This window comes from Bacillus sp. 2175, from assembly GCF_057812155.1.
In genome coordinates this window covers 4,727,953-4,744,927 of sequence record NZ_CM173819.1, presented here as the reverse complement: position 1 = coordinate 4,744,927, position 16,975 = coordinate 4,727,953, and the positions used below count along the sequence as shown (strand labels likewise).

General features: G+C 37.5%; 19 protein-coding genes and 1 riboswitch. Of the genes, 18 read left to right on the top strand and 1 reads right to left on the bottom strand.

Annotated features, from left to right (window positions below; genetic code table 11):
- Positions 1-7: 7 nt before the first annotated feature.
- Positions 8-1,021 (top strand): PTS sugar transporter subunit IIC, encoded by a 1,014-nt coding sequence (locus ACXKY9_RS24810; protein WP_000666178.1) that lies wholly within the window; start codon positions 8-10, stop codon positions 1,019-1,021.
- Positions 1,022-1,086: 65 nt separating this feature from the next.
- Here the strand turns inward: ACXKY9_RS24810 and ACXKY9_RS24805 are convergent, their stop codons facing one another.
- Positions 1,087-1,734, bottom strand: a complete 648-nt coding sequence (locus tag ACXKY9_RS24805) for a phosphatase PAP2 family protein (protein WP_000713772.1) — start codon at positions 1,732-1,734, stop codon at positions 1,087-1,089.
- 143 nt (positions 1,735-1,877) lie between these two features.
- Between ACXKY9_RS24805 and ACXKY9_RS24800 the strand changes: the two genes are divergently transcribed.
- The 17 genes from ACXKY9_RS24800 (at position 1,878) to ACXKY9_RS24720 (ending at position 16,931) form a co-directional block, all read left to right on the top strand.
- A complete protein-coding gene (locus ACXKY9_RS24800; RefSeq protein WP_000826869.1) occupies positions 1,878-2,405 on the top strand; it encodes a hypothetical protein in 528 nt (175 codons plus the stop codon).
- 410 nt (positions 2,406-2,815) lie between these two features.
- The gene (locus ACXKY9_RS24795; RefSeq protein WP_000218968.1) at positions 2,816-3,181 is read left to right on the top strand and encodes an arsenate reductase family protein; all 366 of its coding nucleotides are present in this window, start codon (positions 2,816-2,818) and stop codon (positions 3,179-3,181) included.
- Between the two features lie 41 nt (positions 3,182-3,222).
- Complete coding sequence (gcvH, locus tag ACXKY9_RS24790) at positions 3,223-3,606, top strand: glycine cleavage system protein GcvH (protein ID WP_000026896.1); 384 nt, start codon at positions 3,223-3,225, stop codon at positions 3,604-3,606.
- Between the two features lie 496 nt (positions 3,607-4,102).
- Positions 4,103-4,447 carry a toprim domain-containing protein gene (locus ACXKY9_RS24785; protein ID WP_000640870.1) on the top strand — a complete coding sequence of 115 codons (345 nt, stop codon included), beginning with the start codon at positions 4,103-4,105 and terminating at the stop codon, positions 4,445-4,447.
- Positions 4,448-4,450: 3 nt separating this feature from the next.
- On the top strand, positions 4,451-4,759 hold the full coding sequence (locus ACXKY9_RS24780) for a thioredoxin family protein (protein ID WP_002062684.1): 309 nt from the start codon (positions 4,451-4,453) through the stop codon (positions 4,757-4,759).
- Positions 4,760-4,911: 152 nt separating this feature from the next.
- Positions 4,912-5,256, top strand: a complete 345-nt coding sequence (locus tag ACXKY9_RS24775; RefSeq protein WP_001242139.1) for a hypothetical protein — start codon at positions 4,912-4,914, stop codon at positions 5,254-5,256.
- Between the two features lie 125 nt (positions 5,257-5,381).
- Positions 5,382-5,489: riboswitch (SAM riboswitch) on the top strand.
- A 178-nt stretch (positions 5,490-5,667) separates the two neighbouring features.
- Positions 5,668-6,693, top strand: coding sequence for a methionine ABC transporter ATP-binding protein (locus tag ACXKY9_RS24770; protein WP_000601778.1), 1,026 nt, complete (start codon positions 5,668-5,670; stop codon positions 6,691-6,693).
- The gene (locus ACXKY9_RS24765) at positions 6,686-7,351 is read left to right on the top strand and encodes a methionine ABC transporter permease (RefSeq protein WP_000359401.1); all 666 of its coding nucleotides are present in this window, start codon (positions 6,686-6,688) and stop codon (positions 7,349-7,351) included. Before ACXKY9_RS24770 ends, ACXKY9_RS24765 begins: the two co-directional genes overlap by 8 nt.
- A gap of 22 nt (positions 7,352-7,373) precedes the next feature.
- Positions 7,374-8,186 carry a methionine ABC transporter substrate-binding lipoprotein MetQ gene (metQ, locus tag ACXKY9_RS24760; protein WP_000735096.1) on the top strand — a complete coding sequence of 271 codons (813 nt, stop codon included), beginning with the start codon at positions 7,374-7,376 and terminating at the stop codon, positions 8,184-8,186.
- 69 nt (positions 8,187-8,255) lie between these two features.
- Positions 8,256-9,062: a methionine ABC transporter substrate-binding lipoprotein MetQ gene (gene metQ, locus ACXKY9_RS24755; protein WP_000722399.1), complete on the top strand. Its 807-nt coding sequence runs from the start codon at positions 8,256-8,258 to the stop codon at positions 9,060-9,062.
- 238 nt (positions 9,063-9,300) lie between these two features.
- The gene (sufC, locus tag ACXKY9_RS24750; protein ID WP_000929160.1) at positions 9,301-10,086 is read left to right on the top strand and encodes a Fe-S cluster assembly ATPase SufC; all 786 of its coding nucleotides are present in this window, start codon (positions 9,301-9,303) and stop codon (positions 10,084-10,086) included.
- 15 nt (positions 10,087-10,101) lie between these two features.
- On the top strand, positions 10,102-11,394 hold the full coding sequence (sufD, locus tag ACXKY9_RS24745) for a Fe-S cluster assembly protein SufD (RefSeq protein WP_000152167.1): 1,293 nt from the start codon (positions 10,102-10,104) through the stop codon (positions 11,392-11,394).
- Positions 11,394-12,614 (top strand): cysteine desulfurase SufS, encoded by a 1,221-nt coding sequence (gene sufS / locus ACXKY9_RS24740; protein ID WP_001020760.1) that lies wholly within the window; start codon positions 11,394-11,396, stop codon positions 12,612-12,614. Before sufD ends, sufS begins: the two co-directional genes overlap by 1 nt.
- Positions 12,604-13,035, top strand: a complete 432-nt coding sequence (sufU, locus tag ACXKY9_RS24735; protein ID WP_000009523.1) for a Fe-S cluster assembly sulfur transfer protein SufU — start codon at positions 12,604-12,606, stop codon at positions 13,033-13,035. The genes sufS and sufU overlap by 11 nt, the downstream gene beginning before the upstream one ends.
- Positions 13,036-13,083: 48 nt before the next feature.
- The gene (sufB, locus tag ACXKY9_RS24730) at positions 13,084-14,481 is read left to right on the top strand and encodes a Fe-S cluster assembly protein SufB (RefSeq protein ID WP_001118827.1); all 1,398 of its coding nucleotides are present in this window, start codon (positions 13,084-13,086) and stop codon (positions 14,479-14,481) included.
- 666 nt (positions 14,482-15,147) lie between these two features.
- The gene (locus ACXKY9_RS24725; protein ID WP_153580208.1) at positions 15,148-16,563 is read left to right on the top strand and encodes a bifunctional metallophosphatase/5'-nucleotidase; all 1,416 of its coding nucleotides are present in this window, start codon (positions 15,148-15,150) and stop codon (positions 16,561-16,563) included.
- Between the two features lie 65 nt (positions 16,564-16,628).
- Positions 16,629-16,931 (top strand): YunC family protein, encoded by a 303-nt coding sequence (locus ACXKY9_RS24720; protein ID WP_000248466.1) that lies wholly within the window; start codon positions 16,629-16,631, stop codon positions 16,929-16,931.
- Positions 16,932-16,975 lie beyond the last annotated feature (44 nt).

Here is a 16,975-nt window from a genome sequence, read left to right as displayed (position 1 = left end):
GAAACAAATGAAGGAATATATAATGTCTCGTGTATTTAAAGCATCTGCTGGAATCGCACAAGGTATTTTCGTATCCCTCGGAATTGGTTTACTGATCGAAAATATAGGAAGAATTGTTGATATACCATTACTTATTACAATCGGAGTTGTTGCAAAATCACTAATGGCACCGGCAATTGGTGCCGGAATTGCTTTTATGCTCGGTGCAAACGGTCTTGTAATCTTCTCAGCGATGGTAGCCGGAGCAATTGGTGCCGGATCCATTTCAATTACTGAAGCTGGTCTAATTATTAAAACAGGTGAGCCAATCGGTGCATTATTAACAGCAACTTTAGCTGTATATATTGGTAAACGTTTAAGTGGAAAAACTGCGTTAGATATGATGCTCGTTCCATTTGCGGCCATATTAGGTTCTGGTTTAGTTGGTATTTGGTTATCTCATAATATTACTCCTGTTTTAAATACAGTTGGAGCGTTTATTAAAGATAGCTCAGCTGGTAGCCCATTCATCGCTTCTATCGTCATTGCAGTCGTTTGGGGACTATTACTTATCTCTCCAGCTTCATCAGCTGCGTTAGCAATTGCACTTAGCTTAGACGGTGTTGCAGGTGGTGCTGCTCTTGCCGGATGCGTCGCTCAGTTTATCGGATTCTCTGTCATCTCAGCGAAAGAAAATAATTTAGGTGGCATATTAGCTCAAGCACTTTGTACTCCGAAAGTACAGTTACCAAATATCACTAAAAATCCAATGATTCTCGTCCCAACTGTCGTTGCCAGTGCTATAGTCGGTCCAGTATCCGCATTAATTTTCCAACTGGAAGCAGGAAAGGAAATTGCAGGTCTTGGATTAAGTTCTCTTATCGCACCAATTAATTTAATTTCCAGCCAAGGATGGGAAGTTCTCCCGGCGATGGTAATTACTTATATCGTCATTCCAGTAGCTGTTTCTTATATACTTTACATTGCTCTTAAAAAAGCAGGTCGTATTCACTCTGGTGATATGACTGTACCGCAATCTTAAGTTGAAAATCTCCTTACTAATAGATAAAAGCAGACTGAGAAGCCACAGTCTGCTTTTTTGTCATGCTACATTCTATGATTTTGTTTTACTGGAACTCTTATCGGTTCTTTGGCCAATAAGAGCTGAACGCCGAAGTAAAGTATGCTTGCAAGCGTCATTCCAGAAACGGCATCTACAAAGGCATGCTGCTTCGTAAATAGCGTTGATAAAATAATAAGTGTACCGAAGAAAGTAAGGATGTAATATTCAAAAGCATGCTGTTCTCTACGCTTAAAGGCAGCTAACATAATTACGAATGTAGTAAGAACGTGAATGCTAGGGAAACAGTTTACAGGTTGATCGATACTATAAATATAGCGAACTAGTTCAGAAAATACATCTGTTCCAACGACAGTCGGACGCGGTACAGTTGTTTGCCAAAAATAATAAATAGAAAAACAAGCAAGCTTTCCAAAAATAACACTACTTAAAGTGACATAATATTGCTTTCGGTCAGCAAAGCAGTAATAAATAAGTGCGCCGTATAAGTATGGAAACCAAAGTAAATAAGGAATAATAAATGCTTTTACAAATGGAATCCAATCATCTACTACAGTTGTAACGTCTACTGCGTGAACAGTCGATTTATTTAATACGTCGTAAAGGGGACTTACGAGCACGAGTAGAAGTATATAACTTAACGGAAGAAAAGATGAAAGTTTAAATTTCTTCATGTTGATCTCCTATGTTTAGTAATGTAAGTAAATTCAATTGATTATAATATAGAAACGTGAATTGGGCTATCGATTTTACTTACATTTTCTTGAATTAACCTTACGTTTTTGTCACTTGACTAAAAAGAAGGAGAGGGTGCTAAATGAAGCGTTTATCGTATTTCTTATTTTTTATATTGATATGCCTAGTAGGTGCTGGGTGTGCAAAGGATAAAGCAGGAGAGAAATTAGAATATAACGGAAGAGCACTCGTAATTGGAGTTGTTGGAGAAAAGCCGAAAGATACGTTTAGGAATGTAAAGTTTGAAGAAATGAAGTTAGAGGAACTGGAAAAGAAATCTAAGGAAGTGGATGGTTTTCTAATAATGAAAGATCACTTTCAAGAAGCCTCAACAGAGCAGTATAAAAATGTATTTTCATCGCTAAAGAAACCAGTGTTTTTTATCGGTTTACAAGATAAATCATATTCAATTTTTATTACAAAAGGAATAGAGTATAACAGTGCACGAAAAGATGTAAATGCTATGTATACGCAAGGCTTTGCAAATATCGGAAGTGGTGAAGGGCAACAATGGGCAATTGGTTTATCTAATGGTGGAAATACAGAAGAAAGTATTCATAATATGTATATCGTCGTATTTCAAACCATCGCAGATTATTTGAATAGATGATGAGGGAGCCTGTAAACGAGGCTTCTTATTTTTTAATCAAACGTTTGTTTAAGCTGTATGTTCGGTAGGAAGAAACTGATGTAACTCAATGGTTAACAAAGAGAAATGGAGAATTAATCAAACGTTTGTTTAAGCTGTATGTTCGGTAGGAAGAAACTCCTGTAGTTCAAAGGTTAAGAAAGAAAAATGGAGAATTAATCAAACGCTTGTTTAAGATATATGTTTGGTGCAGAATCTAAAAAATTTATATATTTATTTTTTTCTTAACAAATGGCGGAAAAATAAGAAAAATTCGCAGGATTATTAAAAATTATCACGAAATAAGTAAAAGTTTAGCGAATAATGGTTTGAAATAACAAAACGTTTTCTATATGATAAAGGTAAAGGTTAGTAAAAAAGTAGGTGAATTTATGACAGTAACATTTTATTCATATCCAAAGTGTGGCACATGTCAAAAGGCAAAGAAATGGTTTGAGGCAAACGATGTAGCATATGAGATGATTCATATTGTTGAAAATCCACCATCAAAAGAAGATTTACGTAATTTACATGAAAAAAGTGAATTACCATTAAAAAAATTCTTTAATACAAGTGGAATGCGTTACCGTGAACTTGGTCTAAAAGATAAGTTGAAAGATGCAAGCGAAGACGAAATGTATGAGCTTTTAGCATCTGATGGCATGTTGATTAAACGTCCAATTGTAACAGATGGAACGAATGTAACACTTGGTTTTAACGAAGAGCAGTTTGAAAGTGTGTGGAAAAAGTACCAATAAGGTATTTTTACATAATTAATACATTCACTGGAGGTACAGTCATGAGCATTCCAAATAATTTACGTTACTCTGAAGAACACGAATGGGTAAAAACTGAAGGTAATGAAGTTGTTATCGGTATCACTCACTTTGCACAAGGTGAGCTAGGCGATATCGTATTCGTTGAACTTCCTGAAGTAGGTGCAACAATCGAAGCTGACGAGCCATTCGGAAGCGTAGAATCTGTTAAAACAGTTTCTGAGTTATACGCACCTGTAAGCGGTAAAGTTGTAGCAGTAAACGAAGAATTAAGTGACCAACCAGAACTTGTTAACGAATCTCCATACGAGGGTGCATGGATGGTTAAAGTTGAACTTTCTGATGCAAGCCAAGTTGAGAAGTTATTAACTGCAGAAAAATATGCAGAAATGACAAACCAAGACTAATTGTAGTCGACTAAAGGACAGCCTTTGTGCTGTCCTTTTTTATTTTGTGTGAAATAATGAAATTCAAGTTATATGTAAATAAATAAGCTATTATGAGAAAAACTGTTTTGTGGTAAGGTTTCATAAGTCTTCACAATCTAAACGAGCCGCTTGCGCTTTTCATTGTCCAGCTCCACCTCCTAGCCCTTCATGTCTAAGAACCTTCCGTACGAGAAGACAAAAAGCGTCTTCTGTACGAAAGAACCTTAGCCAACAGGGCTAAACAGTCGGTTCCGCTTTTCGTTGTCTAGCTCCAGCGGCTAGAACAGTCGGTCATTTCACTCCTTCACTTGAGGCAAAAGGCGCCTCTAGTTCAGGAGTTCCAATGCCCTCCTGTTCTAAACGAGCCGCTTCCGCTTTTCTTTTGCAAAAATAAACAGGAAACAACATGAAAATAACGAATATACTATATACTAAGTTCAAGGTTATATAGTATATGGTGATCGGGTGATGACATATGATTTATGTAGAAAAAGTCATTATTGTAGAAGGTACATCAGATAGAAGAAAGATTGAATCTATTATTCGTGAACCGGTGGAAATTGTTTGTACAAATGGTACAATTGGTTTGTCGAAAATGGATGAGCTCGTTGATCAGTTTTTTGATAAGGAAGTGTATGTGCTAGTGGATGCTGATGATGCTGGAGAAAAGTTAAGGAAACAATTTCGAAAAGAATTTCCGCAAGCCGAGCATATCTATATTGATCGCTCGTACCGAGAAGTGGCAACTGCGCCATCTACACACTTAGCAAATGTATTATGGGGAGCCGACATTGACGTTTATACAGAATATTTACGGTAAGGAATGATAGAAGTGATTGATTGGACAGGAGCCGAAGCTACAGCCCTAATAGAGAACGAAGAAAAAACAGTATTATATGTATATACTCCAATGTGTGGAACATGCCAATTAGCAAAAAAGATGTTAACAGTTGTTGAGATGACAATTGAAGGCCTCAAAATTGGGATGTTAGATTTAAATTATGCTCCGTATTTAGCGAAAGAGTATGGGATTGAAAGTGTACCTTGTTTACTTGTTTTTGAAAATGGGACACTGATGAAGAAGATATACGCATTTCATTCGGTTGAATATTTATATACGGAATTAAAGTAGGCGGCAAAATTTTTGCCGCCTCGACATATTTCTTGGGAAATATGTCGAGATGCAGGGTGGATACAGTATTTGTCGAGCGAAAATAACAGGATTGCTCTTTAGTGAGAGGGAATGGTATGTAATAGAAAGTGATATGAAGGATGTGATTTAGGGTGAGATTATATTCTTTGCTTCAATCATTTGTAAATTACGCTAATGGTCAATATCATTTAGAACCGCTTTTAAGACAAGAAGAAAAAACTGTTAATTTTCGCTTTGGAGATGAAAGTTGTTCGTTACAAATTTCAAGAGATTATATAGAGCTGGTACATGAGGAAAGAGGAACGGAACAAATCATTTGCTTAGATGAAAAGGATATAGAACAATTGGTGAATGGAAATGTACGATTGCAAATGTTAATGAACGATGGACGTGTACAATATTCAGGAACGTACCGAACGATGTTATTAGTGGAATCGATGTTTCATATATGTAAACCGATGTCAGTAGGTGCTTAAAATTCTGAAGTTTCATTTTTTGCGAAAATTTCTGTTGACATGGTGAGTGTATATTGATACAATTCAAGTCATAAAATATAGACAATTTCATAAATTTCAAATCAGACGAAAATTGAATCTGATTTCTCTTATCAAGAGAGGTGGAGGGACTGTGCCCTGTGAAGCCCGGCAACCGTCAACTTATGTTGAAATGGTGCCAATTCCTGCAAAGCGAATGCTTTGAGAGATGAGAGAGAGGGATAATGTTGTTATATACGCATATAAACCTTTCTGCTTCTCTAAAGCAGAAAGGTTTTTTTATTGTTTGAATGTGGAGGACATTCAAATAATAAAAGTAATGATAACATTGGACTACACGCATTAAAAATAAAAAATTGCGGAGTCGATCCAAACAAAAAAGGGGTGAACATCATGATTCTATTAGAGAACGTAAAGAAAATATATAAGGCGAAAAGCGGTGATGTCACTGCTGTAGATAACGCCAATTTAAAAATAGAAAAAGGCGAAATATTTGGTGTTATTGGATATAGCGGCGCTGGAAAAAGTTCGTTAATCAGATTGTTTAATCAGTTAGAGAAACCGACTTCTGGCCAAATTACAATTGCGAATCGTGTTATATCAGCAATTACAGGAAGTGAACTTCGTAAGGCAAGACAAGAAATCGGAATGATTTTTCAACACTTCAACTTACTTTGGTCACGAACTGTACGTGAAAATATTGAGTTTCCACTTGAAATTGCAGGTGTTGATAAAGCGAAGAGAAGAAAACGTGTTGATGAATTAATTCATCTTGTTGGATTAGAAGGAAGAGGAGACGCGTACCCATCTCAGCTGAGTGGAGGACAAAAGCAACGCGTCGGGATTGCAAGAGCATTAGCTAACAATCCACAAGTGCTTTTATGTGATGAAGCAACGTCAGCTCTTGATCCGGAAACGACAGATCAAATTTTAGATTTACTATTAGACATTAATAAGCGTCTTGGTTTAACAATTGTACTCATTACACATGAAATGCACGTGATTCGAAAGATTTGTAACCGAGTGGCGGTAATGGAGAGAGGAAAGATTGTAGAAACAGGTCCAGTACTTGATGTATTCCGTAATCCGAAGCAAGATATTACGAAACGATTTGTACAGCAGTTAACAGATTCTGAAGATACAAATGAAACAATTGAAAATTTAATTGAAAAATATCCAGATGGAAAAGTAATTCGTTTGCAGTTTATCGGTGAGGCTGTAGAAAGACCAGTGCTTCAACGATTAATGCAACGCAGTGATATAGAAGTTAGCATTTTGCAAGGAAATATTGCACAAACGAATAACGGTTCTTACGGTAGTTTAGTTGTTCATTTAAATGGTGAGGAAACAGCGATCCAGCAAGCAATAGAAGGAATTCATCAAGATCAAGTAGAGCTGGAGGTGATTGCACATGGATAAGTTACTCGCAAATGTTGATTGGAATCAAATGTTAGAAGCAACTGGTGAAACGTTATATATGACGGCAATCGCAGCCCTTGCGACATTTGTTTTAGGACTAATTTTAGGATTGTTACTCTTCATGACAGCAAAAGATAATTTATGGGAAAACAAATCAATTAATACGGTGATTGGAGCATTCGTAAATATATTCCGCTCTATACCGTTCATCATTTTAATTATTTTATTAATCCCATTTACAAAGATTCTTCTTGGAACAATTCTTGGAGCAAGTGCAGCTCTGCCGGCTTTAATTATTGGAGCCGCACCATTCTACGCGAGAATGGTCGAAATTGCACTTCGCGAAATTGATAAAGGTGTAATTGAAGCTTCAAAAGCAATGGGAGCAAAAACAAGCACAATTATTTTGAAAGTGTTAATTCCAGAATCATTACCAGCATTAGTATCTGGTATTACGGTTACGACAATTGCTTTAGTAGGCTATACAGCAATGGCGGGAGTTGTTGGTGCTGGTGGCCTTGGAACACTTGCTTACTTAGAAGGATTCCAGAGAGGGAATAACGATGTAACAATCGTTGCGACAATTTGTGTATTACTAGTTGTATTTTTAATCCAGTGGATTGGTGATAGTTTAACGACTCGAATAGATAAACGATAATAAAAACGGGAGGATATTTTAAATGAAAAAATTATTACTTACGGCACTTATTTCAACTTCAATTTTTGGGTTAGCTGCTTGTGGCGGGAAAGATAAAGATGAAAAGAAACTTGTTGTTGGTGCTTCTAACGTACCGCATGCTGAAATTTTAGAAAAAGCAAAACCGTTACTTGAGAAAAAAGGAATTGAATTAGAAGTGAAAAAATTCCAAGATTACGTGTTGCCAAATAAATCGTTAGCGGATAAGGAATTAGATGCAAACTATTTCCAGCACATTCCATATTTAGAAAAAGAAATTAAAGATAAAAAATATGATTTTGAAATAGCAGGGAAAATTCATATTGAACCAATTGGTGTATATTCTCAAAAATATAAGAGTTTAAAAGAACTTCCAGACGGGGCGACAATTATTATGAGTAATTCCGTTACTGACCATGGACGTGGTTTAGCAATTTTACAAAAAGAAGGCATTTTAAAAATTAAAGACGGAGTAGATCCAGTTAGTGCAACTCCAAAAGATATTGCAGATAATCCGAAACACTTAAAATTCAAAACGGATATTGAGCCTGGTTTGTTGCCACAAGTGTATAACAATAAAGAAGGCGACGCTGTTTTAATTAACTCGAACTATGCAATTGATGCGAAATTAAACCCAGAAAAAGATGCAATTGCAATTGAAGGCGATGATTCTCCATACGCAAACGTACTAGTGGTTCGTAAAGGTGATAAAGATAAAAAAGCGATTAAAGAGCTTGTAGAAGTATTACATTCTAAAGAAATTGAAGACTTTATTACTAAAGAATATAAAGGTGCAGTTGTTCCTGTAAAAGAATAATTGCTGAAAAAGGGCTGGTGTATGCCGGTCCTTTTTTACTACATAACTATAGGGAGAAGGGGACGTCATATGAAAAAGATTCTATTGTCAGTTGTTACAGCATTATCTGTATTTACATTAGCTGCTTGCGGAGGGAAGGAAGAGAATAAGCTTGTTGTGGGAGCTTCTAACGTGCCGCACGCTGTTATTTTAGAAAAGGCACAGCCGATATTAGAGAAAAAAGGCATTAAGTTAGAGATTAAAAAGTTTCAGGATTATGTACTGCCAAATAAAGCGTTAGCGGATAAAGAAATTGATGCGAACTACTTCCAGCATATTCCGTACTTAGATAAAGAAATTCAAGAAAAGGGATATAAAATTGTAAACGCAGGAAAAATCCATTTAGAGCCGATGGGTATTTATTCTAAGAAGTATAAAAGCTTAAAAGACTTACCAGATGGCGGGACAGTGATTATGAGTAATAACGTAGCGGAGCGTGGCCGTATGCTAGCACTGTTACAAAAAGGCGGCGTTATTAAATTAAAAGACGGAGTAGATGTTGTTAAGGCAACAGTAAAAGATGTAGTCGAAAATCCGAAAAACTTAAAGTTTAAAACAGATGTAGAGCCTGGATTGTCACCAAAGCTGTATGAAAATAATGAAGGTGATGCTTTATTTATTAATTCAAACTATGCAATTGATGCAAAATTAAATCCAACAAAGGATGCAATTGCGATTGAAGGAGCGGACTCTCCGTATGCAAACATCATTGCAGTTCGTAAAGGTGATGAGAAGAAAAAAGAAATTAAAGAGCTAGTAGAAGTGCTACATTCAAAAGAAATTCAAGATTTTATTAATAAAGAATATAAAGGTGCTGTACTTCCGGTAAGTGAATAAATATAAGGAAAGGGCTGGAAAATTACCAGTCCTTTTTTCTTTATATAAATAAGAAGAAAGGTGTATCATAGAAAGATGTGAAGGAAATACTTATATACATTTGTGAAAAAACGGTTACTTTTTTTCGTCGTTTGCGATATCATTTTATTTGATATAAAATTAGAATGAGAATAAAATGAGAATATGAACGTTTTAGGAATTTTTAAAATGTATATATAGGATTAATGGAGGTATTGAGATGGCTGGTTCTACATTAACGGTTAAAGACTTACACGTATCAATTGATGGCAAAGAAATTTTAAAGGGTGTAAACCTTGAAGTAAAAGGTGGAGAAATCCACGCAATTATGGGACCTAACGGAACAGGTAAATCAACTTTATCTTCTGCAATTATGGGTCACCCAAAGTATGAAGTAACAGAAGGTAGCATCATCATCGACGGTGAAGATGTATTAGAAATGGAAGTAGACGAGCGCGCACAAGCAGGTCTATTCCTAGCAATGCAATATCCAAGTGAAATTAGCGGAGTAACAAACGCTGACTTCTTACGTTCTGCAATTAACGCACGTCGTGAAGAAGGCGATGAAATTTCTCTTATGAAATTTATCCGTACATTAGATAAAAACATGGAATTCCTAGAAATGGATCCAGAAATGGCACAACGTTACTTAAACGAAGGTTTCTCTGGTGGAGAGAAAAAACGTAATGAAATCCTTCAATTAATGATGATTGAGCCAAAAATCGCAATCTTAGATGAAATCGACTCAGGTCTTGATATCGATGCATTAAAAGTTGTATCTAAAGGTATTAACGAAATGCGCGGCGAAGAGTTCGGTTGCCTAATGATTACGCATTATCAACGTTTATTAAACTACATCACTCCAGACTTCGTTCACGTTATGATGAACGGTCGTATCGTTAAATCTGGTGGCCCTGAGCTTGCACAACGTCTAGAAGCTGAAGGTTACGACTGGATTAAAAAAGAATTAGGTATTGAAGACGAAACAACAGAGCAAGAAGCGTAAGAGAGGAGCATAAACATGACAATCGGTACATTACCTTTCGATCAAGAAACAATCCGTCAACGCGCAAGCGAAGTAAACGAAGCTGCTTGGTTGACTGAGTTCCGCTTACAAGCTCTTGCACAAGCAACTGAACTTCCAATGCCAACGCCTGATAAAACGAAAATTGACAAATGGGACTTTATCGGAAAAGGCGACGCTGCTAAGCAAGAGCCTGTAAGTTCTTTAACTGAACTTCCAGAAGCAGTGAAAAACTTAATCGATGAAAATAACAGCGTATTAGTACAACGCACTGGTACAACTGCATTCGTTTCTTTAGCAGACGAAGCAAAAGAAAAAGGTGTTATTTTTACAGACATCGTAACAGCAGCAACTGAGCATGCTGAACTAGTACAAAAGTACTTAATGAAAGACGGCGTGAAAGTAGACGAGCATCGTCTAACTGCACTTCATGCTGCATTAATCAACGGTGGTGCATTCGTATATGTTCCGAAAAACGTTGTTCTTGAAACTCCACTTCAAGCTGTATTCTTAGTAGACGGCGAAGAAGCTAACGTATATAACCACGTACTATTCGTAGCTGATGCGAACAGTACTGCAACTTATGTAGAAAACTATGTTGCAAATGAAAATGCTAAAGGTATTGCAAATATCGTAGCAGAAGTAATCGTGGAACAAGGCGCACAAGTGAAATTCGGTGCAGTTGATCTATTAGCAAAAGACGTAACAACTTACGTTAACCGCCGCGGCGTTGTAGGACGCGACGGCCGTATTGATTGGGCTCTAGGCCTTATGAATGACGGAAACACAATTTCAGAGAACGTTACGAACTTAATGGGCGACGGTTCATATGCTGATACGAAAACAGTAACAATTGGCCGTGGCAACCAAACACAAAACTTTACAACTAAAGTTGTTCACTTCGGTAAACATTCTGAAGGTTGGATTTTAAAACACGGTGTACAAAAAGATAGTGCAACATCTATCTTTAACGGAATTGGTAAGATTGAACACGGTGCATCTAAATCAAATGCACAACAATCTTCTCGCGTTCTTATGTTAGATGAAAAAGCTCGCGGTGATGCAAACCCAATTCTTTTAATCGACGAAGATGATGTAATGGCAGGTCACGCAGCTTCAGTAGGTCGCGTAGATCCAGTCCAACTATACTACTTGATGAGCCGTGGTATTCCAAAACGCGAAGCAGAACGTTTAGTCATCCATGGATTCTTAGCACCTGTAGTTAATGAGCTTCCAATTGAAGGAGTAAAGGCACAGCTTGTTGAGGTAATTGAAAGGAAAGTTCGCTAATGAATATTCATGAAATACGCAAACAGTTTCCAATTCTTGATCAAAAAGTGAACGGCAAACAACTTGTTTATTTCGATAGTGCAGCAACTTCTCAAAAACCAATTCAAGTCATTGAAACGTTAGAACGTTACTATAAAGAATATAATTCTAACGTGCATCGCGGTGTTCATACGCTCGGTACGAAAGCTACCGACGCGTATGAAGGTGCACGTGAGAAAGTTCGCAAGTTTATCAATGCGAAATCAATGGAAGAGATTATTTTCACGCGCGGAACGACAACTGCATTAAATACAGTAGCGGCTAGCTATGGTCTTGAAAATGTAAAAGAGGGCGATGAAATCGTTATTTCTTACATGGAGCACCATAGTAATATCATTCCGTGGCAACAAGTTGCGAAGAAAACTGGTGCAACTTTAAAATATCTTCCGCTTCAACCAGATGGGACAATTTCAATAGAAGATGCTCGTCAAACAATTACACCGAATACAAAAATCGTTTCTATCATGTATGTTTCTAACGTACTTGGAACGATTAACCCTGTAAAAGAAATCGGAGCAATTGCACACGAAAATGGCGCAATTATGGTCGTTGACGGTGCACAAAGTACACCTCACATGAAAGTAGATGTACAAGATTTAAACTGTGATTTCTACGCATTATCTGCTCATAAGATGTGTGGCCCTACAGGTATCGGCGTATTATATGGTAAAAAAGAATTGCTAAACAATATGGAGCCAATTGAATTTGGTGGTGAAATGATTGATTTCGTAGATTTACAAGAATCTACTTGGAAAGAGCTTCCGTGGAAGTTTGAAGCAGGTACACCGATTATCGGTAATGCAATCGGACTTGGTGCGGCAATTGATTTCCTAGAAGAAATCGGTCTTGATAATATTGAAAAGCATGAGCATGAATTAGCGCAATACGCTTTAGAAAGACTATCAGAAGTAGATGGCGTTACAATTTATGGTCCAAAGCATCGCGCTGGTCTTGTTACATTTAATATTGAAGACGTACATCCTCACGATGTAGCGACTGTATTAGATGTAGAAGGCATTGCAGTTCGCGCAGGACATCACTGTGCACAACCGCTTATGAAGTGGCTAAAAGCTTCTTCAACAGCACGTGCGAGCTTCTATTTATATAATACAAAAGAAGAAATTGATACATTTGTTGACTCGCTAATCAAGACAAAGGAGTATTTCACAAATGTCATTTAATAATTTAGATACGTTATATCGTCAAGTTATTATGGATCATTATAAAAATCCTCGTAACCATGGCGTATTAGAAGATAGTGTTACCGTTAACTTGAACAATCCAACTTGCGGCGATCGTATTCAACTTACGATGAAAGTAGAAGAAGGTATTGTGCAAGAGGCGAAGTTTGAAGGCGAAGGATGTTCAATCTCAATGTCTTCAGCTTCAATGATGACACAAGCAGTAAAAGGTAAGAAAATTGAAGAAGCACTTCAGCTTTCGAAAATTTTCTCTGACATGATGCTAGGAAAAGAGTACGATGACAGCATCGATTTAGGAGATATTGAAGCATTACAAGGCGTATGCAAGTTCCCTGCACGTATTAAATGTGCAACATTAGCGTGGAAAGCGTTAGAAAAGGGCTTAAACGAAGATAAGTAATGTTAAAGGTTCCTAAAAACGAGGTTATCTAAGGAGGGACACACCAACATGGCGAAGCAACTGCCAGATATCGGCGATTATAAATATGGTTTCAAAGACAAAGACGTTTCGATTTTCCGTGCTGGACGCGGTTTAACAAAAGAAATCGTTGAAGAAATTTCACGTATGAAAGAAGAACCACAGTGGATGTTAGACTTCCGTTTAAAATCACTGGATAAGTTCTACGAAATGCCAATGCCACAATGGGGCGGCGACTTAAACGACTTAGATTTCGATGAAATTACGTACTACGTAAAACCATCTGAGAAATCTGAGAAGTCTTGGGATGAAGTACCTGATGAAATTAAAGCAACATTTGATAAATTAGGTATTCCAGAAGCTGAGCAAAAATATTTAGCTGGTGTATCTGCACAGTACGAATCTGAAGTTGTATACCACAACATGAAAGAAGACCTAGAAGCTCTAGGAATCGTCTTCAAAGATACAGATAGCGCATTAAAAGAGAACGAAGATATTTTCCGTGAACATTTCGGAAAAGTAATCCCACCAACAGACAACAAATTCTCTGCATTAAACTCTGCAGTTTGGTCTGGTGGATCATTCATCTACGTTCCAAAAGGTGTTAAAGTTGATACACCACTTCAAGCGTATTTCCGTATTAACTCTGAAAATATGGGACAATTCGAACGTACGCTTATCATTGTAGACGAAGGCGCACACGTACACTACGTAGAAGGTTGTACAGCACCTGTTTACACTACTAACTCACTTCACAGTGCGGTAGTAGAAATCATCATTAAAAAAGATGCTTATTGCCGTTATACAACAATCCAAAACTGGGCGAACAACGTATACAACCTAGTTACAAAACGTGCGGTTTGTGAAGAAAACGCAACGATGGAATGGATTGACGGTAACATCGGATCTAAATTAACGATGAAATACCCAGCAGTTATCTTAAAAGGCGAAGGCGCTCGTGGTTTAACATTATCTATCGCGATTGCTGGTAAAGGCCAACACCAAGATGCTGGTGCGAAAATGATTCACTTAGCACCAAACACGTCTTCAACAATCGTTTCTAAATCGATTGCGAAGCATGGTGGTAAAGTAACTTACCGTGGTATCGTACACTTCGGACCAAAAGCGAAAAACTCTCGCTCTAACATCGAGTGTGACACGTTAATCATGGATAACCAATCTACATCTGATACAATTCCTTACAACGAAATCAAAAACGATTACGTTTCACTTGAGCACGAAGCGAAAGTATCTAAAGTATCAGAAGAACAATTATTCTACCTAATGAGCCGTGGTATTTCTGAGCAAGAAGCTACAGAAATGATCGTAATGGGCTTCATTGAACCATTCACTCGCGAACTTCCAATGGAATACGCAGTTGAAATGAACCGCCTAATCAAGTTTGAGATGGAAGGTTCTATTGGTTAAATAGAAATGCGGAGCCGACTGTTCAGACCCGTTGGCTAAGGTTCTTTCGCACAGAAGATGCTTTTTATCTTCTCGTGCGGAAGGTTCTTAGACATGAGGGTCTAGGAGGCAAAGCTGGATAATATATGTATGAAGAAAGCGCCCTGCTGTGCAGGGCGCTTTTTTGTTTTGCGGATTTGTCTTGGCTTGGGAGAGGATACCCGGGTGGGTGTTCAGTTAAATATATCAGCGATTTTTCAAATATATCGTCCATAACTCGAAATATATCAGCGATTATTTCAATATATCGACGATTCGACAAGGGATATCGACTTATCAACAAATTACGACATAGCAAGAGGAACGAATACCCCGTACCCTTCAAAAAGGAAAGGAGCATTTATACATAAAGAGGGCAACTGAAAGTAATTTAGATTAAAATACTGACAAATGCAGCAAAGAACTTATGGGAAAATCCCCACGGCTAACTTTCTGACAAATCCCCGCTCTACCAACAAATCCCCACACTGGCAAAAATAAAGTTTCTCATATAAAAAGGACAATCTTTTGCTTTTTCTCACAATGCGAGTACAATGTAAAATAGCAAGAAAAGACGAAAAGTATTTACAGGATTATTGTGTGCGCATAGCGTAAATGGCAGTAAGGAACTGAGAGGAGGTTTTTTCTCTGAATACAAATAAAGAAACAATCATCCACCTTTATCATACAAACGATATACATAGTCATTTTGAAAATTGGCCGCAAATTTCTCGGTTTGTTCTAGGGGAGAAAAAGCGAAGACAGGAAGCGGGAGAGACTGTTTTGACGGTTGATATCGGCGATCATGTGGATCGTTTTCATAGTATTTCGGAAGCGACGAATGGACTTGGGAATACGAAGCTTTTGAATGAGGCGTTATATGATTATGTAACGATCGGAAATAATGAAGGAATTACGTTAGCGAAGGAGCATTTGAATCGGCTCTATGATGATGCTGGATTTGAAATACTTGTCGCAAATTTATTTGAAAAAGAAGGGGTACGTCCGTCATGGGCAAGGCCTTATAAATTGCATACAACGACGGATGGGATTACCATTGCTTTTATCGGATTAACGGTAGCTTATCCAGAGTTTTATCAGATGCTCGATTGGCATATTGAAGATCCCATTATTCATTTAGAGTCTATTTTAGAAGAAGTGAAAGATGAGGCTCATATTACGGTTGTCCTTTCTCACCTTGGAAAAAGTATGGATGAGTATATGGCAGAGCATTATGATATAGATGTTATTTTAGGAGCACATACGCATCATTTATTTGAGCGTGGTATTCTACTGAATAATACTTTACTTTGTTGTTGTGAAAAGTGGGGGCGTTACGTTGGTCACGTGCAGCTTACTGTGGATATAGAGATGAAGAAATTGCTGAAAAAAGACGGTAGGGCGATTAAGACGGAACGGTTAGGTGCTTATAGCGAGCCGTTATCCACAATTGAAATACTGCAGGAAGAAAGTGAGCATATAATGGCAGAGTCTGTCGTTCATTTAAAAGAGTCATTACCGGTTGATTGGTTTCATGAGACGCCGTTTTCTCACATGTTAGCAAGTGCGCTGAAAACATGGTGCAATGCAGAGATTGGCATGGTGAACGCTGGTGTACTTCTTGAAGGGTTAGAAGAGGGTGTTGTAACGCGCGGAGATATTCACAGAATTTGTCCACATCCAATTAATCCGTGTGCTTTGAAAGTTCCAGGAAAGATATTAAGAGAAGTTATTTTGAAAGCACGTAAGCCGAATATGGAGAATCTTGAGGTGAAAGGATTCGGATTTCGGGGAAAAGTGATGGGGAAAATGATTTACGCTGGTGTAGAAGTCATTCCAGATACGATTCCCGGGAATAAAATTTTACTCGAAGATGTATTAATTAACGGGGAATCGCTGGAATTAGATCGTATATATACAGTAGGAACGATTGATATGTTTACATTTGGCTACTTATACCCAGAGCTATCCACACTTTCTGACAAACAATATTATATGCCAGAACTACTTAGAGATGTGTTAACAGATATGTTAATAACTTATACATCTTCCGTTAAACTATAGGCTAGTTAACTTGTAACACTCATTTTTCTCTTGTCATACAGATAAGAAAGAGAGGAGTGTGAACTATGGTTAATGTGGAGCCAATTATAATTGATAATTATACGTTTATTGCAGTTAGCGTGAAACTTCCAAAGACGAATTTGCTAGCTGTAATGAGCGATAAAGGATATATTATGTGTGGTGCATTAGATGTAGGTCTTTTAAATGAGAAATTAGGTGATCGAGGAATTATTGCTGGCCGTGCGGTTGGTGTAAGAACGATTGAACAACTTCTTGAAGCGCCACTAGAATCGGTAACGACTGGAGCTGAAGCATTAGGCATTCCAGCAGGTACGATTGGAAAAGAAGCATTATTAAAAATGAGATAAGCATATATCGTCCCTCCTTCTTGCATAGAAATGATATAAGAAGG

Bases quoted from the DNA above. Each gene is read 5' to 3' on its own strand.
- ACXKY9_RS24810 (WP_000666178.1), top strand. From the start codon at position 8: ATGAAGGAATATATAATGTCTCGTGTATTTAAAGCATCTGCTGGAATC.
- ACXKY9_RS24800 (WP_000826869.1), top strand. From the start codon at position 1,878: ATGAAGCGTTTATCGTATTTCTTATTTTTTATATTGATATGCCTAGTA.
- sufB (WP_001118827.1), top strand. From the start codon at position 13,084: ATGGCGAAGCAACTGCCAGATATCGGCGATTATAAATATGGTTTCAAA.
- ACXKY9_RS24765 (WP_000359401.1), top strand. From the start codon at position 6,686: ATGGATAAGTTACTCGCAAATGTTGATTGGAATCAAATGTTAGAAGCA.
- ACXKY9_RS24720 (WP_000248466.1), top strand. From the start codon at position 16,629: ATGGTTAATGTGGAGCCAATTATAATTGATAATTATACGTTTATTGCA.
- ACXKY9_RS24770 (WP_000601778.1), top strand. From the start codon at position 5,668: ATGATTCTATTAGAGAACGTAAAGAAAATATATAAGGCGAAAAGCGGT.
- sufU (WP_000009523.1), top strand. From the start codon at position 12,604: ATGTCATTTAATAATTTAGATACGTTATATCGTCAAGTTATTATGGAT.
- ACXKY9_RS24780 (WP_002062684.1), top strand. From the start codon at position 4,451: ATGATAGAAGTGATTGATTGGACAGGAGCCGAAGCTACAGCCCTAATA.
- metQ (WP_000722399.1), top strand. From the start codon at position 8,256: ATGAAAAAGATTCTATTGTCAGTTGTTACAGCATTATCTGTATTTACA.
- sufC (WP_000929160.1), top strand. From the start codon at position 9,301: ATGGCTGGTTCTACATTAACGGTTAAAGACTTACACGTATCAATTGAT.
- sufS (WP_001020760.1), top strand. From the start codon at position 11,394: ATGAATATTCATGAAATACGCAAACAGTTTCCAATTCTTGATCAAAAA.
- ACXKY9_RS24805 (WP_000713772.1), bottom strand. From the start codon at position 1,734: ATGAAGAAATTTAAACTTTCATCTTTTCTTCCGTTAAGTTATATACTT.
- ACXKY9_RS24795 (WP_000218968.1), top strand. From the start codon at position 2,816: ATGACAGTAACATTTTATTCATATCCAAAGTGTGGCACATGTCAAAAG.
- ACXKY9_RS24785 (WP_000640870.1), top strand. From the start codon at position 4,103: ATGATTTATGTAGAAAAAGTCATTATTGTAGAAGGTACATCAGATAGA.
- gcvH (WP_000026896.1), top strand. From the start codon at position 3,223: ATGAGCATTCCAAATAATTTACGTTACTCTGAAGAACACGAATGGGTA.
- metQ (WP_000735096.1), top strand. From the start codon at position 7,374: ATGAAAAAATTATTACTTACGGCACTTATTTCAACTTCAATTTTTGGG.
- sufD (WP_000152167.1), top strand. From the start codon at position 10,102: ATGACAATCGGTACATTACCTTTCGATCAAGAAACAATCCGTCAACGC.